A 15,512-nucleotide genomic window follows, 5' to 3' on the forward strand; every position below is an offset into this window, starting at 1 on the left:
AAAGCCTTGCACCCTCTAGGGAAATTCCTATCCCAAGTAACGAAAAAATGCTTACACGTCATGCAATTTATTTTTTTATTCACTTCTGCTTTCCCCGCTAAGTTCATAATTTAACAACAAAAATGTTTCATGTGGAACATTTTTGTTGTTTCATAACTTTACATATTGGAAATCTGCCAATCGATCTCCTTTTCTCCCCAATCCTTCAAGCAGGAATTGATTTGTGAGAAAGGCCTGCTCCCAAAAAAACCTCTCCGTGCCGAAAGAGGGCTTGGATGGGCAGAAGTAAGAATATGGTGCCGATTTGTATCGATTAATGGAATTTTGCTTTGTGCAGGCTTTCCCCACAACACGAACACCATTGGTTCCTTCCTCTCACTTAAACAATTGATGATTTTATCCGTAAAGGTTTCCCACCCTTTTCTGCGGTGTGAATGGGCTTCTCCCGCACGCACTGTTAGGACCGTATTCAGTAGCAGCACCCCCTGCTCGGCCCATTCTACTAAATAACCATTATCCGGAATCGTGCAGCCAAGATCTTCATGAAGCTCCTTAAATATGTTTTTTAATGATGGCGGTAACGCTACACCGGGCTTAACAGAAAAACTCAGTCCATGAGCTTGGTTCGGTCCATGATAAGGATCCTGTCCCAATATGACCACCTTCACTTTTCCGTAAGGCGTAAAATGCAGGGCATTAAAAATATCATCAGCTGCCGGATAGATGGTATGCCTGCTGTATTCTTCTTTTAGGAAGTCACGAAGGCTTTTATAATAATCCTTTGTAAATTCATCAGCCAACAACGGCTGCCAGTCATTATGCAAGATTTCCTTCGTCATGTTTGGGCTGCTCCCCTCTTCTAACTCTCATATAACTATTATACGAGATATTCACTTTTTTTCTGATATTGGTATATACCTCTCTGTTCTTCTGTTTACACAAATTTTTCTAAAAAGGATGCACCTTCCTTTTCTTGAAAATTAGTGCTGTCTTGCCGGGTTTCTTGCTCCTGCATATTTGGCTATATAAAGGGAAAGGTCCAATCCAGTTTAGGGGGTTTTACCATGGAAGCAGAAAAGAAAAAATGGCTTACAAGAAAACGCATTTATATACCGGCCCTTCTATTCATCATAATAGCTATCGTAATAGTCTACAATCAGTATAAATCATTGCCTGAAGGTGTTTCCTATGAAGGAAAGATACATCAGGCCCAAGATATCCAATTCTTATATGACCTTTCCTATAAAAATGAAAAAGGAAAGATGGTACATGAACGGAATATTTTTAACGCGATTTACAAAGCAATCGAGGAAGCAGATCAATTCATTGTCATCGATATGTTCCTTTTTAACGGCTACTATGATGAAAAAATAGCATTTCCGAAAATAAGTAAAACCTTGACTAATAAAATCATCGCCCAGAAGAAAAAGAAGCCCAACTTAACAGTCATTTTCATAACGGATGAAATTAATACGTCTTACAACTCTTATAAATCAAAGGAAATCCAACAATTAAAAAAAAGCGGGGTCGACGTCGTGATTACAAACCTGGACCGGCTGAGAGATTCTAATCCGCTTTACTCGGGTGTGTACCGAACATTTTTTCAATGGTTTGGTGAAGGCGGTTATGGTTGGATCCGTAACCCAATGGCGGCAAATGCCCCTGAAGTTACTCTACGTTCTTACCTGCGTCTTTTCAATGTCAAAGCTAACCACAGAAAGGTCTTAGCAACTGAAAAAACGGCTCTTGTATCGTCAGCCAATCCACATGATGCGAGCGGTTACCACTCTAATATTGCTTTTCAAATGGATGGCAATATCATCGGGGAATTAGTGGATGCTGAAGAAGCCGTCGGCAAATTTTCCAAAGGGCCGGACAAGTTTCCATTGTATACAGACAAAGCAGAGCCAAAAGGCCCGCTAACAGTCCAGCTTGTTACGGAAGGAAAAATATACAAGCATGTTCTGAACGCCATCCGTGAAACAAAAAAAGGAGATCATATTTGGCTTGGCATGTTTTACATTGCAGACCGAGGTGTCGTGAATGAAATAACAAAGGCTGCACGGCGGGGTGTGAAAATCAATATGGTCCTTGACCCGAACCAAAATGCATTCGGCGCAGAAAAAATAGGTCTTCCCAATTTACCAGTAGCCGCCGAAATGGAGAAATTGGGCGAGGAAAACATTAAGATCCGTTGGTACAAAACCGAAAAAGAACAATTTCATACAAAACTGATGCTCGTTCAAAAGCCCGGAAAAGATATTGTCATAGGCGGTTCTGCTAATTATACCGAGCGAAATCTGGACGATTATAACCTCGAAGCTAATGTTAAAATCCATGCTCCCCGCTCATCGAAGTTTGCTAAGGAGGTAGAAGCATATTTTACCCGCATTTGGACGAACAAGGATGGCACATATACAGCGGAGTATCGAGAATATCAGGACAAACTTCCTGCCTTGAAATACGCACTCTATCGGGTACAGAAAGTCTTCCGTTTTACAACCTATTAACGAACTCGAAACTAGTAAAACGTTAAAAAATGATGTTTTGCTTCGAGTGATAGAGGCTATATAAAAAACATAGCTGTCAAACCATTCTAAAAAACACGGGTGATCCAAGTATTTTTATTAAAGGAGGAATTACTATGTATCAAGTGCGTGTAGTTCAAAACGGAGTTCAAGCTATGGAAATGATCGATCAATTAATGTCTTCCGGTTATGACAAAAATGATATTTATTTATTTGCCCATGACAAAAACCGTTCAGAGCATCTGACAGAAAACACGGATACTGGAGAAATTGGATTGAAGGAACAAGGGTTACTAGATTCAGTAGGAAATATGTTTAAATCCCGCGGTGATGAGCTCCGCTCGAAAATGAGCTCCCTTGGCTTGACAGATTCAGAAGCTGATCAGTATGAAAAGGAACTGGATCTTGGGAAAGTCGTACTTGTAGCAAGCAATGAACCAAACATCAATTAAATTTTATAGGCGGGCCTAATAGGCCTGCTTCTTCTTTTTTCCAAATATTTCTGATGCCTTTTCCATCCTTTTAAATTTATAATGAGGGAAACAGAATTGAAAGAGGAATATTTTTATGGAAGGCAACCTTCTCTGGACGGTTTACTTAGCACTGCTGGCGACCGTTACTATCGGCTTCCTTATCAAAGGAAAGTATAAAACTTTTCTGGAAAAAATCGATTTTTTTATATCTATTTTTACCTGGATCGGATTGTTCGGATATGTAACTGATACTCAGATTCTTACACCGGCTGTATGGAAGGCCGTATTCATCGGAGCTTTAATATGGGATATTAGTTTCACTGTTTTTTTCAATAAGCTCTATCAGGAAGAAACGGAAGGCATCCCTGTTCATGTTCAAAAGATGATTAGTGCGATATCGTTAGTGATCTTGATTGGCCCAATGTATTATGGATTATTTCATTACGCATTTTAAAAGCTGTATAAGAAGGCAAAAGAACCGGGCAAAAGGCTGCCGGTTCTTTTTTACGTAATGTATCATTTCTATCCTAAAATTCGCTGGTACAATGCTTTGGCATGGGCCATATCCTTCGTGCCATGGATGAGCGCACGCCCGTCCTGGAAAATGACCATCCGCTCGCCTTCTTTCTCAACAGATAAAAGAAAGGGATTGGATTTCACGATATAGCCACTTCCCTTGAGGTCGTTTCCCAGTTTTTCCATCTGCAGCCTTCGAATTTTTGGAGGCCGCACCTGCACCGTGTCCCTGCCGCAAAGAACTGTCGTCTTGGTTGCATTCTCCGGTGTCAAGAACGGATAAGTCGGGGCGTCGCCGCAGGAAAGGCAATCCTGTTTCTTTGCTCTTCCCACTTTCATGCTCTGATACTGGTTCCTCCAAAGATCAAATGTCGTGAAGCCTTGGCGGACAGCATCATAATCCTCGACAAGAATTTTCAAGGCCTCTGCTGCTTGATGAGCAACGACGACCTGCACGGCCGGGGAAATGATACCACCTGTATCACAGGTCATCCCCTGGATTGGGATGGATCTTAGCAGGCAATTGAGGCATGGGGTTACTCCCGGGATGATGGTGAAGGTCATTCCGACACTGCCGACACAAGCCCCATAAATCCATGGGATCCGGTATTTTTGCGAGAGGTCATTAATGACCATCCTCGTTTCAAAATTGTCGGTTGCATCAATGATTAAGGATACCCCTGCCAAAAGAGGCTCAAGCGACTGGGCAGTACCATCCATGATTAACGCTTCAATTTCCACTTCGCTGTTGATTTCATTGCAATGCATTTTAGCGGCTTCAGCTTTTGGAAGCTTTTCTCGAACATCTTTTTCTGTATATAATTGCTGCCGCTGCAAATTGCTTTCTTCCACATAATCACGATCCACAACCGTAAGCTTCCCAATGCCTGCTCTCGTCAAGAACTCTGCATTAGCAGATCCAAGTGCACCAGCACCTATTAACAGAACATGCTTGCTGCGGATTTTTTCTTGTCCGCGGTCGCCAATCGGAGGAAATAACGTTTGGCGCGAATAGCGTTCATTCATGACCATCTCTCCTATCCGGTTGCTGTAGTTACCCTCCACTGACAGGCGGAATAAACGCAACCGTATCTCCCTCTGACACAATCGTTCCGTCATCGGCAAATTCTTCATTCACTGCTGCCATAACCGAATCTAAACCTTCTATTCCAAAATCGGCCGCAATCTTTTCTTTTACCTCAGCAATTGACAATCCATTTCCTTCTATAGAAACCTCTTCTTGGCCGGCCTGATCCTTTAAGTGTGCAAAAAAGAGTACTTTAACCATTTAAATCCTCCTCTTCAGGCTTTCCCGTTGGATAACTCACCGTCTCCAGCTGGTTTCCGATCCACTTTTCTCCGTCTTCCCAATTCTCTTTCTTCCAGATAGGAACAATTTCCTTGATCCGTTCAATAGCATAGCGGTTTGCTTCATAAGCATCATTACGATGCGGCGTGCTCACCGCAATGACAACCGCCACATCGGTGATATCCAGCTTGCCGACACGATGTGTAATCGCAATCTTAGTGTTTGGCCAGCGTTCTTCTATTTCTTTGCCGATCTGCTCCAGCTTTTTCACGGCCATTGATTCATAAGCTTCATATATAAGGAAAAGCGTCTTTTTTCCTTTTGTAAATTCCCTGACAGTGCCGATAAATGTTGTAATGGCACCCGCCTCTCTCGCCACAACCTTATCGATAACATCCTGCACCTGGATGGGATCCTTTGAGATTTCAAAATTCAATGGTTTCACCCTTTCCTTTGGGGGGTCAGTCCCCCGCCGCGGTAGCGCGTTAAACTAGTGGGGGACTGACCCCCCAATTCATATCCTACCATATTTGAGTGTTGAAATGAGTTTCCAGTTTCCTTGCCTTTTCGTATTCTTCGGGATTATTCATATTATAAAATAGAAGAGAAAACAGGTCGTGATTTTTTGCATATAACTGAAATTCAGTATGCTTCATTATTTTAACTTTCACTTTGTCGAGAAAATGAGTCATCTTCAACTCACGTGCGTGCAAACAGTCTATAAGAGATGGTAAGCAAGCTTTGCGATATATGGAAAAGAGCGGGTGTAACCGGCCCTCAATTTCAGGAACTAATGCATCGTAATCGTCCAGTTTGCTAAGCATCTCTTCCATTACTGCTGCTTTAATAAAGGGCATATCACAGGCTGAAACGAAGACGGTATCTGTCTTAGATGCTGTTAGGCCAGCATGCAGACCTCCAAGCGGCCCCATTCCTTCATATTCGTCCTTCACCATTGGAAGGCCAAGAAATTCATATTGGTCGGGTGAGTTAGTCACTATTAGCACTTGTCTGGCAACTTTCTTTAATTCTTCGGATATGTTCTCAATGCTGGTTTTCTCAAACATCGGAAGCAATGCCTTATTTGTGCCCATCCTGCTGGATTTCCCTCCGGCAAGGAGCAATGCCGTTACATCCATTGGAGTCACCTTTCTATTTATATGCTCGTTTTATTTTCACATTGTTTTTTTACTGTACACGTAACCCTTCTATTTCGCAAGAAAACCGCTATTGATGGTTAATATTTAAAATCCAGTTCCCCCATGTATTTGGTTTTACATCAGCTGGTGTAATGTTATATGCTGATTACGGATTAATACAATAATAAGAAAATTACAAATAGTAAAATACCATTCCTTTAGGAGGTTATACTATGACAATGAAAAAAGCATTGACTCTGGCCGGATCGGACTCCAGCGGCGGGGCTGGCATTCAAGCCGACCTTAAAACCTTCCAGGAGCTTGGCGTCTACGGGATGACGGCGTTGACCACCATCGTGACGATGGATCCAAAAAACGGCTGGTCCCACAATGTATACCCTCAAGCCATTGAAACAGTAGAAGCTCAATTGGAAACTATTCTTTCAGTAGGCATTGATGCCATGAAGACCGGGATGCTTGGTTCTGTGGAGATCATCGAACTTGCAGCTCGTAAGATTGACGAACTTGGCATACAGAATGTCGTGATCGATCCAGTAATGGTTTGTAAAGGGGAAGACGAGGTACTGCATCCTGAAACAGCCGTTGCGCTTCGTGATATTCTTACTCCGCGCGCTACCGTTGTCACACCAAATCTATTCGAAGCCTGGCAGCTGTCAGGAATCGGGCCTATCCGCACCGTGGAAGATATGAAGGAAGCCGCAGTAAAGATCCGCGAATCCGGAGCAAAATATGTATTGATTAAAGGCGGCAGCAAGCTTCGGCATGACCAGGCAATCGACCTGTTATATGATGGGGAAACATTTGAGATTCTTGAGTCAGAGCGTATTGAAACAACCTATACTCATGGTGCAGGCTGTACATATTCTGCAGCCATTACAGCGGAATTGGCCAAAGGCAAGCCCGCACGCGAAGCGATTTTTACAGCAAAAAATTTCATTACAGAGGCAATCCGCCATTCCTGGAAATTGAATGAATATGTCGGTCCAACCATGCACGGTGCCTACCGTACGTTCGAGGCCGGACGGCTGGAATCCACTGAACAAACATCAAAATAATAATAAAAAAGCTGACTTCAAAACAATGACAGTTTTCCGGAAAATTGGGCATCTTGGTAAGGGGCGAGTTGCCCCGGCTGAATTCTCTGGGAGGGGTGCTTTCTGTTTTGGGTCAGTTTTTTTAAGTCATGTGCGGAAACGATCAAAAAATGTATGCAGGCATTCAATCTCAACTCTTCGCTTTTTATTTGTCTTTTTAGTAAGATATTATATAGATTGTTGATCGTCCGCTAGAAAGGAGGAAGTTTGATGAAACCTATTGACCGTACTGAAGTTCAACAGAAGATCGATTCGTTTGCGGGAAGCGATGTCTATATGCATTTGGAAACGACAAATGGCGCTTACGCTACCCATAATGATGAATCATTTTTCTCTGCAGGCGCATATATCCGAAATGCCCAGGTCCGTTATGAACATGGCAAAATTGTGGGGGATGGCCCCTATCGTGTCGGTTTGAAGCTTGAAATCGGCTGGGTATACGGTGAAGGCCTCACCCACTTTGAAATAGATGACCAAGGCAGACTATTGATGGCTGGATTGGATTTTAACGGAAAACTCGCGGTGGCTATGGAAATCAGTGCGAGCCCTTTTGAATAGGAAGGAGTCAGGAGCCGATATGGAGAAAGAACGTCATGTATTAGTGATTTTCCCTCATCCCGACGATGAGGCTTTTGGGGTTTCAGGCACGATTGCATCCTATGTAGAGAGCGGGACACCCGTCACCTATGTTTGTTTAACATTGGGTGAGATGGGCCGGAATTTAGGTAACCCCCCATTCGCAACAAGGGAATCCCTGCCGAAAATACGCAGGCAAGAACTGCTCAACGCAGCTGAAGTAATGGGAATCCAGGACTTAAGAATGCTCGGTTTGCGTGATAAAACCGTAGAGTTTGAGGATGACGAAGAACTGACAAATAAGATGTCTTCTTTTATTGATGAGTTGAATCCGTCACTCATCATCACCTTCTATCCTGGTTATAGCGTCCACCCTGACCATGAAGCAACGGGCAGGGCAGTAGTCCGTGCTGTCGAACGAATCGCCCCGGATGCACGTCCTAAACTGCACTGCGTAGCGTTTGCCAATAACAGCCTCCAGGAGCTTGGCGAACCGAATATTATCAATGATATATCAGCAGTAAAAGATAAAAAAATTGCAACAATGAAGGCACATCGTTCACAAACAGAAGCGATGATGGCCTCTTGGTCGGAAAATGCAGAAAACCCGGATCCGGCGATCCTTGCATGGATCGAAAAGGAGCGTTTCTGGACATATAAGTGGCCGAAGCCATAAGAAAACTCGCCGATTGGCGAGTTTTCTTTTTGCACCACAAAAAAAATCCGCCTGCGGGAAGCAAGCGGATAAAAAGGGGGATTACTATGGAAAAATCATCGTGGTTATAGTATGGCCCATTACTTTTTTTATATACATCCTTTTTTAAATTTTTCACTTATTGAGAAGACAGCGGCATCCGGTAAAGCTTATCATCGTCTTTCGCAGGATTGCCCCGGCCATCAGTATTGTTGCTCACGAAATACAGATAGTCCCCATCTACCAGGACATCCCTTATTCTCCCGGCACCTGTAAATACATGAAATTCTTCATTCTTACCCGGATTAAACCCTTTGATTGCTTCCCCTCTCAAGGCTGCCGCATAAATAATCCCCTCATGGAAGGCAATTCCTGATGGTGCCCATGTATTGGTGCCTGAATGAAACAATGGGCTTTCCATATCATTTTTCTTTTCATCCCCGATGATCAAAGGCCAGCCATAATTATGCCCAGCGATGACTTTATTGATTTCATCATGTCCCGACGGCCCATGTTCACTGCTATATAGCTGCCCCTTTTCATCCCATGCAAGCCCCTGCGTGTTTCGGTGGCCTAGGGAGTAAACATAAGAATTCCGGAACGGATTATCCTCTGGAATGCTGCCATCCAGGTTGAGCCGCAATATTTTTCCACCTAATGAGCTTATGTCCTGCGCAATTTCATCTTCATTGGCATCCCCGGCAGCGGCGTATAATTTGTTATCAGGCCCGATCTTTAACCTGCCACCATGATGGTATTGCCCGCTTGGGATGCCATCAAGCAGAACCTTCTGCTCCGTCCATTGTCCACCCTTATAACTGAGTACAACAATCCGGTTCCATGACTTTTCGTCTTGATCGTATGTATAATAGGCAAATGCTTCATTTGTTTCCTTAAAGATTGGAGACAAAACAAATCCAAGGAAACCAGCCTCAGGGTTTGCCGAGAGCCTTTTCTGCAGATTCACCTTCTCCCGTACCATCTGACCATTTACCAATTTAACAATGCTCCCGGTCCTTTCAGATAAATAAAAGGTCTCGCCTTTTTTTTCAATGGACCATGGAACTTTCAAGTTGCTCAAAAGCACTTCAGCCTGTCCCTGCTTACCGGGTTGACCCGTGGTTTCCACTGACTGGGGGCTGGCTTTGTCCTGATCTTTGTTTAAATTACCTGAACATCCGCCAGCCATAATGACAGCAAGCGACAAAACCAATAACCTTTTAATCATAAAGCTCACTCCCTTTTATATATGGAAGCGGTATGCGGGTATATCTTGTAGCTGTATTTCAGCCGCCTCAATTTTGTGAATTCTCGTTCAGCGCCTCAATAATGGCATGGGCCACGCCATTTTCATCATTCGTATCCGTCACGAAGTCGCAAATTGCCTTAATTTCTGAAGGTGCATTACCCATAGCAACCGACCGGCCTACACGCTCAAGCATCGAAACATCATTGAAATTGTCCCCCATTGCCATCGTCTCGCTTAGCGAACCGCCTCTAGCTTGAACATACTTTTCCAGCGCGACTCCTTTCTGCGCCTCCTGGCTTGTCACTTCCAGGTTTTCACGGGCCGATGCACTTACTGCAAGCGAGGTGTTCTCTTTTAAGAAACTGGCGATTTGTCCGAGTTGATCATAATGATTGCTGAAAATTAAGAACTTGTAAATTTCCAATCCAGGTATAGCAAAAAGCCTTTCATAGCTTTCAACAGATTTAATATTACTGACTGCGATCCGTTCTCTCGCTTGCTCAGCTACCTTCACGGGATCCAAATCCGGATTTGCCGTCAAAAGAATATCTACGATAGAACCTAAGGATTTTTCATAATTTTTTGTATAAGTACCGTCGTTTGTATAAATTTCAAAATAGATTCCTATTTCAGCTAAATACTGTATGACTGATTTCGCCGTTTCTTGATTGATTGGATTCGATGCCGCAACTTTTCCTTCCTTAGTATATACAACTGCGCCATTCACACCAATAACTGGACATTCTATTTCGGCTTCATCTAGGGCGTACCGCGCCTCCTGATAGGACCTTCCGGTGGCAATGATCACTTCCACCCCTTCAGACTGGGCTCGTTCAATTGCTTCCTTATTTTCTTTGCTAACCTTTTGCTCTTTATTTAACAGCGTTCCATCCATATCACTCGCAATAAACTTAACCAACCACAGCACCTCATAATTCTTTGTATGTATTTTAAAGAACCCACGATTTTGACTTTCATCATTTAACCAATCCTGACGCAGGGCTAAACCTTTCGCTTTCAGGCTCCCTTCTACACTAATTTAAAAATAGCCCAAAAAATTAGGTAGCGGTAAATATTATTTTAGTATTATGACTCCAAAAAATACAAATTTTTGGCCCTACTGATATAATACCTATGAAAAACAAAGAATACTGCTTGATTTAATTACATAGAAAGAGGGTCTAAGTTATGCGTATCATGCCTTTAGAAAAACGGAACATTACTTCTAGCCGGCTGGTTCTGGGATGTATGGGATTCGGGGGTAGTTGGGATAAGACGCCAATTACTAATGAACAAATTTCAGCTGCCGAACAAGCCATAGATGCTGCCCTTTCTTCAGGAATCACCATGTTTGATCATGCCGATATCTATACAAAGGGAAAAGCTGAAGAAGTCTTTGGCAGGATTCTAAAAGACCGGCCAGGCTTGAGGGATAATATGGTGATCCAGAGCAAGTGTGGCATTCGATTTGCGGATGAACATGGAGTAGGCAGATATGATTTTTCAAGAGAACATATTTTGCACTCTGTTGATGGAATATTGAATCGATTGCAAACCGACTACTTGGACATCCTTTTATTACACCGTCCTGACCCTTTAATGGAGCCCGAAGAAGTGGCAGCTGCCTTTGAACAGCTCCATCGGTCCGGCAAGGTAAGAAACTTTGGCGTTTCCAATATGAATAAGGGGCAAATAAATATATTGCAAACGTATAGTGATTTCCCAATCATCGTTAATCAGTTAGAAATGAGCCTCCACAAGCTTGACTGGGTTGATCAAGGCGTTTCAGTAAATCAACCGGCTGGAATGGCCACTCATTTTGCCGATGGATTGAAGGAGTATAGCATGATAAATGATATCCAAATTCAGGCATGGTCGCCATTGGCAAAAGGAATTTTTACAGGTAAAGATCTTGAGGGTGCTTCCGAAGCTGAAGTCGCAACAAAAGAGCTAGTTGAAAAAATGGCCACTGAAAAGGAAACAACTAAAGAAGCGATCGTGCTCGGATGGTTAATGCGCCATCCAGCAAAGATACAACCCGTGATTGGTACAACAAATGTAGAACGGATTAAGAATTGCCAGGATGCCATTCGTCAGTCCGAACTGATGACCAGAGAAGAATGGTATGCCCTTTATGTAAGCTCTCGTGGAAATAAATTACCATAATAAGAAGAGCAGCGGCACCAGCTAGGGAAAGTCAACTCTAGACCATAGAACATGTTTTAAAATAAGAAGCCGGCAAGCTGTTTATCAGTTGCCGGCTTACTCCTATTTCGAAGAAACTCCTGCCGATTGTTCAATGACTGCCATGATGTCTGCCTGGATTTTTTCAATTTTTACAAAATCCATAGCTTTGATATAAATGGCCTCCAGCTCGTCATGCAAGCTTTTAGCCTGCGCTAAATATGATGTAGCCTGGTTCATTTTCGCTCTGTACCTTCCAGAAACATCTTTTATTTCCAAAGCATACTTTTCATCTGTGCCAGGTGTAATCGCAGCTTTATACATATCGATAATTTCGTCGCCTTCCCGGTTTGGGAAATATTCATGAGGGGCGGTGCTGTCAAAGATAGCGAGACCAATCTCCCGGACGATCACCATGTCAAGGCTGTTTGGGTCGAAACCGCAGTGGTAGATTTCCACATCAAAGCCTCGTTGTTCTGCAGCAGCAGCCAACTTTTTCAGCATAGTGGATTTTCCGGAACCCGGCCTTCCCTTAATAAAATAGCGTTTTGCCAGATCCTCGGTGAGATTCGGCACAAAATCCACTGCCCCCTTTGGTGTGGCTGCCCCAAGGAAACGATGGCACACGTTCGCAGTTTTATTAAGGAATATTTCGCCGAAAAATAATTCTTTTAGCTTTTCTGTCAGCTGGTTCACCTTGTTAAAATCCATGTTTTCGATATAAATCTTTTCCCATTCATCATGAATGGCAAGCGCTTCTGCAAATGTAGAGTAGGCCGCTTGAAAAGCGCGACTAATTTCTTTTGTAAGCTTGACAATCGCTTCTTTTTCCCCTGCTAAGACACTTGAATCCCAAGCTTCCCCTAAGTTTACGTACTCTTCAATGGCACCAGGAGCACTCGGTTCAATGACATGGGGTGCCGTGCCATCCACAATGCCGATTTTAAACTTCGGGATGATGACCCCGTCTATGGATTGATTATCGGAGGAACAATGGAGCAATTCAATGTCAAATCCCTTATCCGCCCACTCCTGGGCAACCTTTTTCATAAGCGTCGATTTTCCTGTACCTGGACCGCCTTTTAAAATAAACAGTTTATCAAGCCCCTGAAGATTCGATTCATATAAACTATAGAACCCCCGAGCTGTATTCCCGCCTGCATAATAATTTTTGATTTTACCCTTCACGTTGCCCACACTCCCTTTGCTCTTTAAGTATCCCTTCCCCGAATAGCTTATGCTTTGAGTCATTTATGGGTGATTGCCTAGTTGGGAAAATCGGCGCTAGGCTTAAATTAATTAAAAAGAGAAGGAAGTATATGTCTGGCGTCAGGATCGCATTGGCGGTTTCTAAATTTAAAAGCACAAAAAAAGAGCCTTTCTAAAAAAGTCCATAAATTATTTCGTTATTTCTGCAACCCTAGCTTCGGTTGCATCTATTATTGCACCGAGCTTCAGCTCAATTTGAATGCCAATTTTGCCGCCGCTTACAATGATTGTATCGGCAGTCCTCGCACTGGCATCTATAAATGTCGGATAAAGCTTTTTCATCCCGATTGGCGAACATCCTCCGCGAATATACCCTGTCCATTTTTGGAGGTCCTTGACAGGGAGCATTTCTATTTTTTTCTCGCCGGCTGCTTTCGCGGCCTTTTTTAAGTCAAGCTCCTCCTCTACCGGAATAACAAATACATAGATACTGGCAGCTTGTGTTCCATGGGTTACCAGTGTTTTAAATACTGATTCCGGGGCTCGGCCGATTTTCGCTGCCACCGAGACCCCATCTATCTTCCCGTCTTTATTATCATAGCTTATCGTGCTGTAATCGATCTGCTTTCCGTCCAAAATCCGCATTGCATTCGTTTTTCCGGCTGCCATGGCTATTACACCTCTAACGTATTTTCCCACTATTTTACCATATAGACCACAGCCAAAAGCTATGTAACGTACCACGAAATACTCTGAAATAAGGGATCGGTCATTTTTTTAATCAGCGCTTCCTTGCTTGCCGGATAAGAGATGATGAAGCATGTCGATGGCCCGGAAGACTTATCTAGATCCAGACTCGATTGGATATATTCTGTTTGGATTTCAGGTACTAACTGCCCGAGTTCATAACGGATTCCTTTGGAACCGACTGGAAGCACTATGATATCGGATTGCCCGCATAACCATTTAAACACCGAAAGTGGAGCGATCGAATCTCGTTGTTCAATAACCTCCTGCCCAACCAAGGGTTTTCCAATCACCGCAAATTTCAGTTGTTCGAGGTTCAATGATTGCAGTTTAGGTTCTCTACTGCTAATTCCGATTACATTTACCCCTAGTGCAGATTGGAGGAGATTAATATTGCTTTCCGTACTACCTGATACCGGAAGGCCCAACCCCAATTCCTCCAACCCTCGCTGTACTCCTTGATTTAACGCTGTCCACGCCGCTTCACCGCAAAAGTTCTGCAGGATGACGGAAACCGGCACAGCCCCGGAAGCCATACATTCCATAACAGCTACCCTAAACGAGTAATAACCGACAACGTCATAAGGAACTTTCACTGCATCATGTTCCTTCATACCGAACCCTCCACTATTGTCGCTAGCTATAACAAGATATTGGCCATTAAATGGAATAGACAACGGGTCTCTCATCGACTCACCCGAATATTAGGAAAAATCTTTTTAAATAGAGGCAATAGCCTTGGCGCCAGCACATATGCCAATGCTAGGTTAATAACCGTAGCCGCCAGAATTCCCGGGAGTATGGCTATATAAAATTCATGACTGATCAAAACGGCAAACGGAAGTGGAGCTACTACCGCGTTTCCTGCCAGAAAAAACAGGGCTCCGCCAAACCGTTTCCCTGCCAAGCAGAGTTTGCCGTATCCCCACGCCAGTACCGCCATTTCAAGCATGATTAGGAAATGAAATGTACCAAGAGGCATTCCCCCTGCAAGTGCAGATATGATATGTCCCGCTCCTCCAATGACGGCCCCAGTTACCGGCCCTAAAAAAACGGCACCCAGCAGAGCCGGAAAGCTGTCCAACGCGATACTGCCGATCATCGATGGTATTTTTATGAAAGCACCAACAGCCGAAAGAGCGATAAACATGGCGCTCCAGCTGAGCCTTCTTATAGCCATGTAATTAATCCCCTTTTCTCTTTCCATTTCGAAATACCTTCGCGCTTCTCACATATTCAACATCCTTGACACCAAGCCGAAAATTGACGACCCTCGCCAGCGCAAAGAAATAATCGGAAAGCCGGTTCAAAAATTGAAGCGCTACAGGCGAAACTGACTCGTCCTCTTTCATCAGCGATACGGTAAGCCGCTCTGCCCGTCGTGTTACAGTACGCGCAATATGAATGGATGCCGCAGGTTTCGTTCCTCCTGGTAAAATGAATCTTTCGAGCTCAGGGGCCTCCTCAATGAACGAATCGATTCTGCTTTCCAGATGAGATACTGCTTCTTCAGTCAGCTTAACAGGGCGCTTTGCAGAGACGGAAGCGAGGTCTCCTCCGCAATCGAACAGTTCATGCTGGATGCGCTCCAAATCTTCAAGTATATCCTTAAACAGTAATGGGTCAAGTTCAAGCATCGCCTGGCCGACAAAACAATTAATTTCATCAACGGTACCATAGGCTTCGACCCTGACGTCATCCTTATCGACCCTGCCTCCGATAATACTTGTTTTTCCTTTATCCCCTGTACGTGTATAAATTCTCATCCCAACT

At 43.6% G+C, this 15,512-nt stretch carries 19 protein-coding genes; 7 read left to right on the forward strand and 12 right to left on the reverse strand.

From position 1 onward, the window contains the following. Positions 1–158: 158 nt before the first annotated feature. The gene (locus CUU64_RS01195; protein ID WP_101631448.1) at positions 159–839 is read right to left on the reverse strand and encodes a uracil-DNA glycosylase; all 681 of its coding nucleotides are present in this window, start codon (positions 837–839) and stop codon (positions 159–161) included. A gap of 225 nt (positions 840–1,064) precedes the next feature. Here CUU64_RS01195 and CUU64_RS01200 point away from each other — a divergent pair, with 225 nt between their 5' ends. The 3 genes from CUU64_RS01200 to CUU64_RS01210 all read left to right on the forward strand — a co-directional run bounded on the left by CUU64_RS01200 (position 1,065) and on the right by CUU64_RS01210 (position 3,455). Further along, on the forward strand, positions 1,065–2,510 hold the full coding sequence (locus CUU64_RS01200) for a phospholipase D family protein (protein ID WP_101631449.1): 1,446 nt from the start codon (positions 1,065–1,067) through the stop codon (positions 2,508–2,510). 134 nt (positions 2,511–2,644) lie between these two features. Further along, positions 2,645–2,980, forward strand: coding sequence for a YflT domain-containing protein (locus tag CUU64_RS01205; RefSeq protein WP_101631450.1), 336 nt, complete (start codon positions 2,645–2,647; stop codon positions 2,978–2,980). A gap of 115 nt (positions 2,981–3,095) precedes the next feature. After that, complete coding sequence (locus tag CUU64_RS01210) at positions 3,096–3,455, forward strand: hypothetical protein (protein ID WP_101631451.1); 360 nt, start codon at positions 3,096–3,098, stop codon at positions 3,453–3,455. A gap of 68 nt (positions 3,456–3,523) precedes the next feature. On the opposite strand, the gene CUU64_RS01215 is transcribed toward CUU64_RS01210, so the two are convergent. The 4 genes from CUU64_RS01215 to mobA form a co-directional block, all read right to left on the reverse strand. Continuing rightward, positions 3,524–4,543, reverse strand: a complete 1,020-nt coding sequence (locus tag CUU64_RS01215; protein WP_101631452.1) for a thiazole biosynthesis adenylyltransferase ThiF — start codon at positions 4,541–4,543, stop codon at positions 3,524–3,526. Positions 4,544–4,571: 28 nt separating this feature from the next. Beyond that, entirely contained in the window at positions 4,572–4,805 is a 234-nt protein-coding gene (gene moaD, locus CUU64_RS01220) for a molybdopterin converting factor subunit 1 (RefSeq protein WP_101631453.1), read from the reverse strand. Further along, on the reverse strand, positions 4,798–5,262 hold the full coding sequence (locus tag CUU64_RS01225; protein ID WP_101631454.1) for a molybdenum cofactor biosynthesis protein MoaE: 465 nt from the start codon (positions 5,260–5,262) through the stop codon (positions 4,798–4,800). Before CUU64_RS01225 ends, moaD begins: the two co-directional genes overlap by 8 nt. An 85-nt stretch (positions 5,263–5,347) precedes the next feature. Then, on the reverse strand, positions 5,348–5,965 hold the full coding sequence (gene mobA / locus CUU64_RS01230) for a molybdenum cofactor guanylyltransferase (protein WP_101631455.1): 618 nt from the start codon (positions 5,963–5,965) through the stop codon (positions 5,348–5,350). A gap of 233 nt (positions 5,966–6,198) precedes the next feature. Here mobA and pdxK point away from each other — a divergent pair, with 233 nt between their 5' ends. The 3 genes from pdxK (at position 6,199) to bshB2 (ending at position 8,332) form a co-directional block, all read left to right on the forward strand. Then, a complete protein-coding gene (gene pdxK / locus CUU64_RS01235; protein ID WP_101631456.1) occupies positions 6,199–7,041 on the forward strand; it encodes a pyridoxine/pyridoxal/pyridoxamine kinase in 843 nt (280 codons plus the stop codon). Between the two features lie 249 nt (positions 7,042–7,290). Then, positions 7,291–7,638, forward strand: a complete 348-nt coding sequence (locus tag CUU64_RS01240; protein ID WP_101631457.1) for a YojF family protein — start codon at positions 7,291–7,293, stop codon at positions 7,636–7,638. A 19-nt stretch (positions 7,639–7,657) separates the two neighbouring features. Continuing rightward, the gene (gene bshB2 / locus CUU64_RS01245) at positions 7,658–8,332 is read left to right on the forward strand and encodes a bacillithiol biosynthesis deacetylase BshB2 (protein WP_101631458.1); all 675 of its coding nucleotides are present in this window, start codon (positions 7,658–7,660) and stop codon (positions 8,330–8,332) included. 157 nt (positions 8,333–8,489) lie between these two features. On the opposite strand, the gene CUU64_RS01250 is transcribed toward bshB2, so the two are convergent. Further along, positions 8,490–9,578, reverse strand: a complete 1,089-nt coding sequence (locus CUU64_RS01250) for a PQQ-dependent sugar dehydrogenase (RefSeq protein ID WP_101631459.1) — start codon at positions 9,576–9,578, stop codon at positions 8,490–8,492. Between the two features lie 67 nt (positions 9,579–9,645). Continuing rightward, a complete protein-coding gene (locus CUU64_RS01255; RefSeq protein ID WP_101631460.1) occupies positions 9,646–10,518 on the reverse strand; it encodes a Cof-type HAD-IIB family hydrolase in 873 nt (290 codons plus the stop codon). A gap of 269 nt (positions 10,519–10,787) precedes the next feature. Here CUU64_RS01255 and CUU64_RS01260 point away from each other — a divergent pair, with 269 nt between their 5' ends. Beyond that, positions 10,788–11,765, forward strand: a complete 978-nt coding sequence (locus CUU64_RS01260) for an aldo/keto reductase (protein ID WP_101631461.1) — start codon at positions 10,788–10,790, stop codon at positions 11,763–11,765. A 102-nt stretch (positions 11,766–11,867) separates the two neighbouring features. Here the strand turns inward: CUU64_RS01260 and CUU64_RS01265 are convergent, their stop codons facing one another. From CUU64_RS01265 to CUU64_RS01285, 5 genes are all read right to left on the reverse strand, one after another. After that, complete coding sequence (locus CUU64_RS01265; RefSeq protein WP_101631462.1) at positions 11,868–12,971, reverse strand: PRK06851 family protein; 1,104 nt, start codon at positions 12,969–12,971, stop codon at positions 11,868–11,870. Positions 12,972–13,181: 210 nt separating this feature from the next. Next, on the reverse strand, positions 13,182–13,661 hold the full coding sequence (gene ybaK, locus CUU64_RS01270; RefSeq protein WP_101631463.1) for a Cys-tRNA(Pro) deacylase: 480 nt from the start codon (positions 13,659–13,661) through the stop codon (positions 13,182–13,184). Positions 13,662–13,720: 59 nt separating this feature from the next. Next, positions 13,721–14,353 carry an ATP-binding protein gene (locus CUU64_RS01275; protein WP_257985348.1) on the reverse strand — a complete coding sequence of 211 codons (633 nt, stop codon included), beginning with the start codon at positions 14,351–14,353 and terminating at the stop codon, positions 13,721–13,723. 71 nt (positions 14,354–14,424) lie between these two features. Continuing rightward, on the reverse strand, positions 14,425–14,919 hold the full coding sequence (locus tag CUU64_RS01280) for an ECF transporter S component (RefSeq protein ID WP_101631465.1): 495 nt from the start codon (positions 14,917–14,919) through the stop codon (positions 14,425–14,427). Between the two features lie 4 nt (positions 14,920–14,923). Continuing rightward, a complete protein-coding gene (locus CUU64_RS01285; RefSeq protein WP_101631466.1) occupies positions 14,924–15,505 on the reverse strand; it encodes a cob(I)yrinic acid a,c-diamide adenosyltransferase in 582 nt (193 codons plus the stop codon). Positions 15,506–15,512 lie beyond the last annotated feature (7 nt).

This window comes from Bacillus sp. V5-8f (genome assembly GCF_002863565.1).
In the GTDB taxonomy this organism is placed as follows: domain Bacteria; phylum Bacillota; class Bacilli; order Bacillales; family DSM-1321; genus Peribacillus.

Excerpts from the sequence above, each read along its gene's own strand:
- CUU64_RS01215 (WP_101631452.1), bottom strand. The coding sequence starts at position 4,543 with ATGAATGAACGCTATTCGCGCCAAACGTTATTTCCTCCGATTGGCGAC.
- CUU64_RS01240 (WP_101631457.1), top strand. The coding sequence starts at position 7,291 with ATGAAACCTATTGACCGTACTGAAGTTCAACAGAAGATCGATTCGTTT.
- CUU64_RS01280 (WP_101631465.1), bottom strand. The coding sequence starts at position 14,919 with ATGGCTATAAGAAGGCTCAGCTGGAGCGCCATGTTTATCGCTCTTTCG.
- CUU64_RS01210 (WP_101631451.1), top strand. The coding sequence starts at position 3,096 with ATGGAAGGCAACCTTCTCTGGACGGTTTACTTAGCACTGCTGGCGACC.
- ybaK (WP_101631463.1), bottom strand. The coding sequence starts at position 13,661 with ATGGCAGCCGGAAAAACGAATGCAATGCGGATTTTGGACGGAAAGCAG.
- CUU64_RS01250 (WP_101631459.1), bottom strand. The coding sequence starts at position 9,578 with ATGATTAAAAGGTTATTGGTTTTGTCGCTTGCTGTCATTATGGCTGGC.
- bshB2 (WP_101631458.1), top strand. The coding sequence starts at position 7,658 with ATGGAGAAAGAACGTCATGTATTAGTGATTTTCCCTCATCCCGACGAT.
- CUU64_RS01200 (WP_101631449.1), top strand. The coding sequence starts at position 1,065 with ATGGAAGCAGAAAAGAAAAAATGGCTTACAAGAAAACGCATTTATATA.
- CUU64_RS01275 (WP_257985348.1), bottom strand. The coding sequence starts at position 14,353 with ATGAAGGAACATGATGCAGTGAAAGTTCCTTATGACGTTGTCGGTTAT.
- CUU64_RS01285 (WP_101631466.1), bottom strand. The coding sequence starts at position 15,505 with ATGAGAATTTATACACGTACAGGGGATAAAGGAAAAACAAGTATTATC.
- mobA (WP_101631455.1), bottom strand. The coding sequence starts at position 5,965 with ATGGATGTAACGGCATTGCTCCTTGCCGGAGGGAAATCCAGCAGGATG.
- CUU64_RS01260 (WP_101631461.1), top strand. The coding sequence starts at position 10,788 with ATGCGTATCATGCCTTTAGAAAAACGGAACATTACTTCTAGCCGGCTG.
- pdxK (WP_101631456.1), top strand. The coding sequence starts at position 6,199 with ATGACAATGAAAAAAGCATTGACTCTGGCCGGATCGGACTCCAGCGGC.
- CUU64_RS01205 (WP_101631450.1), top strand. The coding sequence starts at position 2,645 with ATGTATCAAGTGCGTGTAGTTCAAAACGGAGTTCAAGCTATGGAAATG.
- moaD (WP_101631453.1), bottom strand. The coding sequence starts at position 4,805 with ATGGTTAAAGTACTCTTTTTTGCACACTTAAAGGATCAGGCCGGCCAA.
- CUU64_RS01195 (WP_101631448.1), bottom strand. The coding sequence starts at position 839 with ATGACGAAGGAAATCTTGCATAATGACTGGCAGCCGTTGTTGGCTGAT.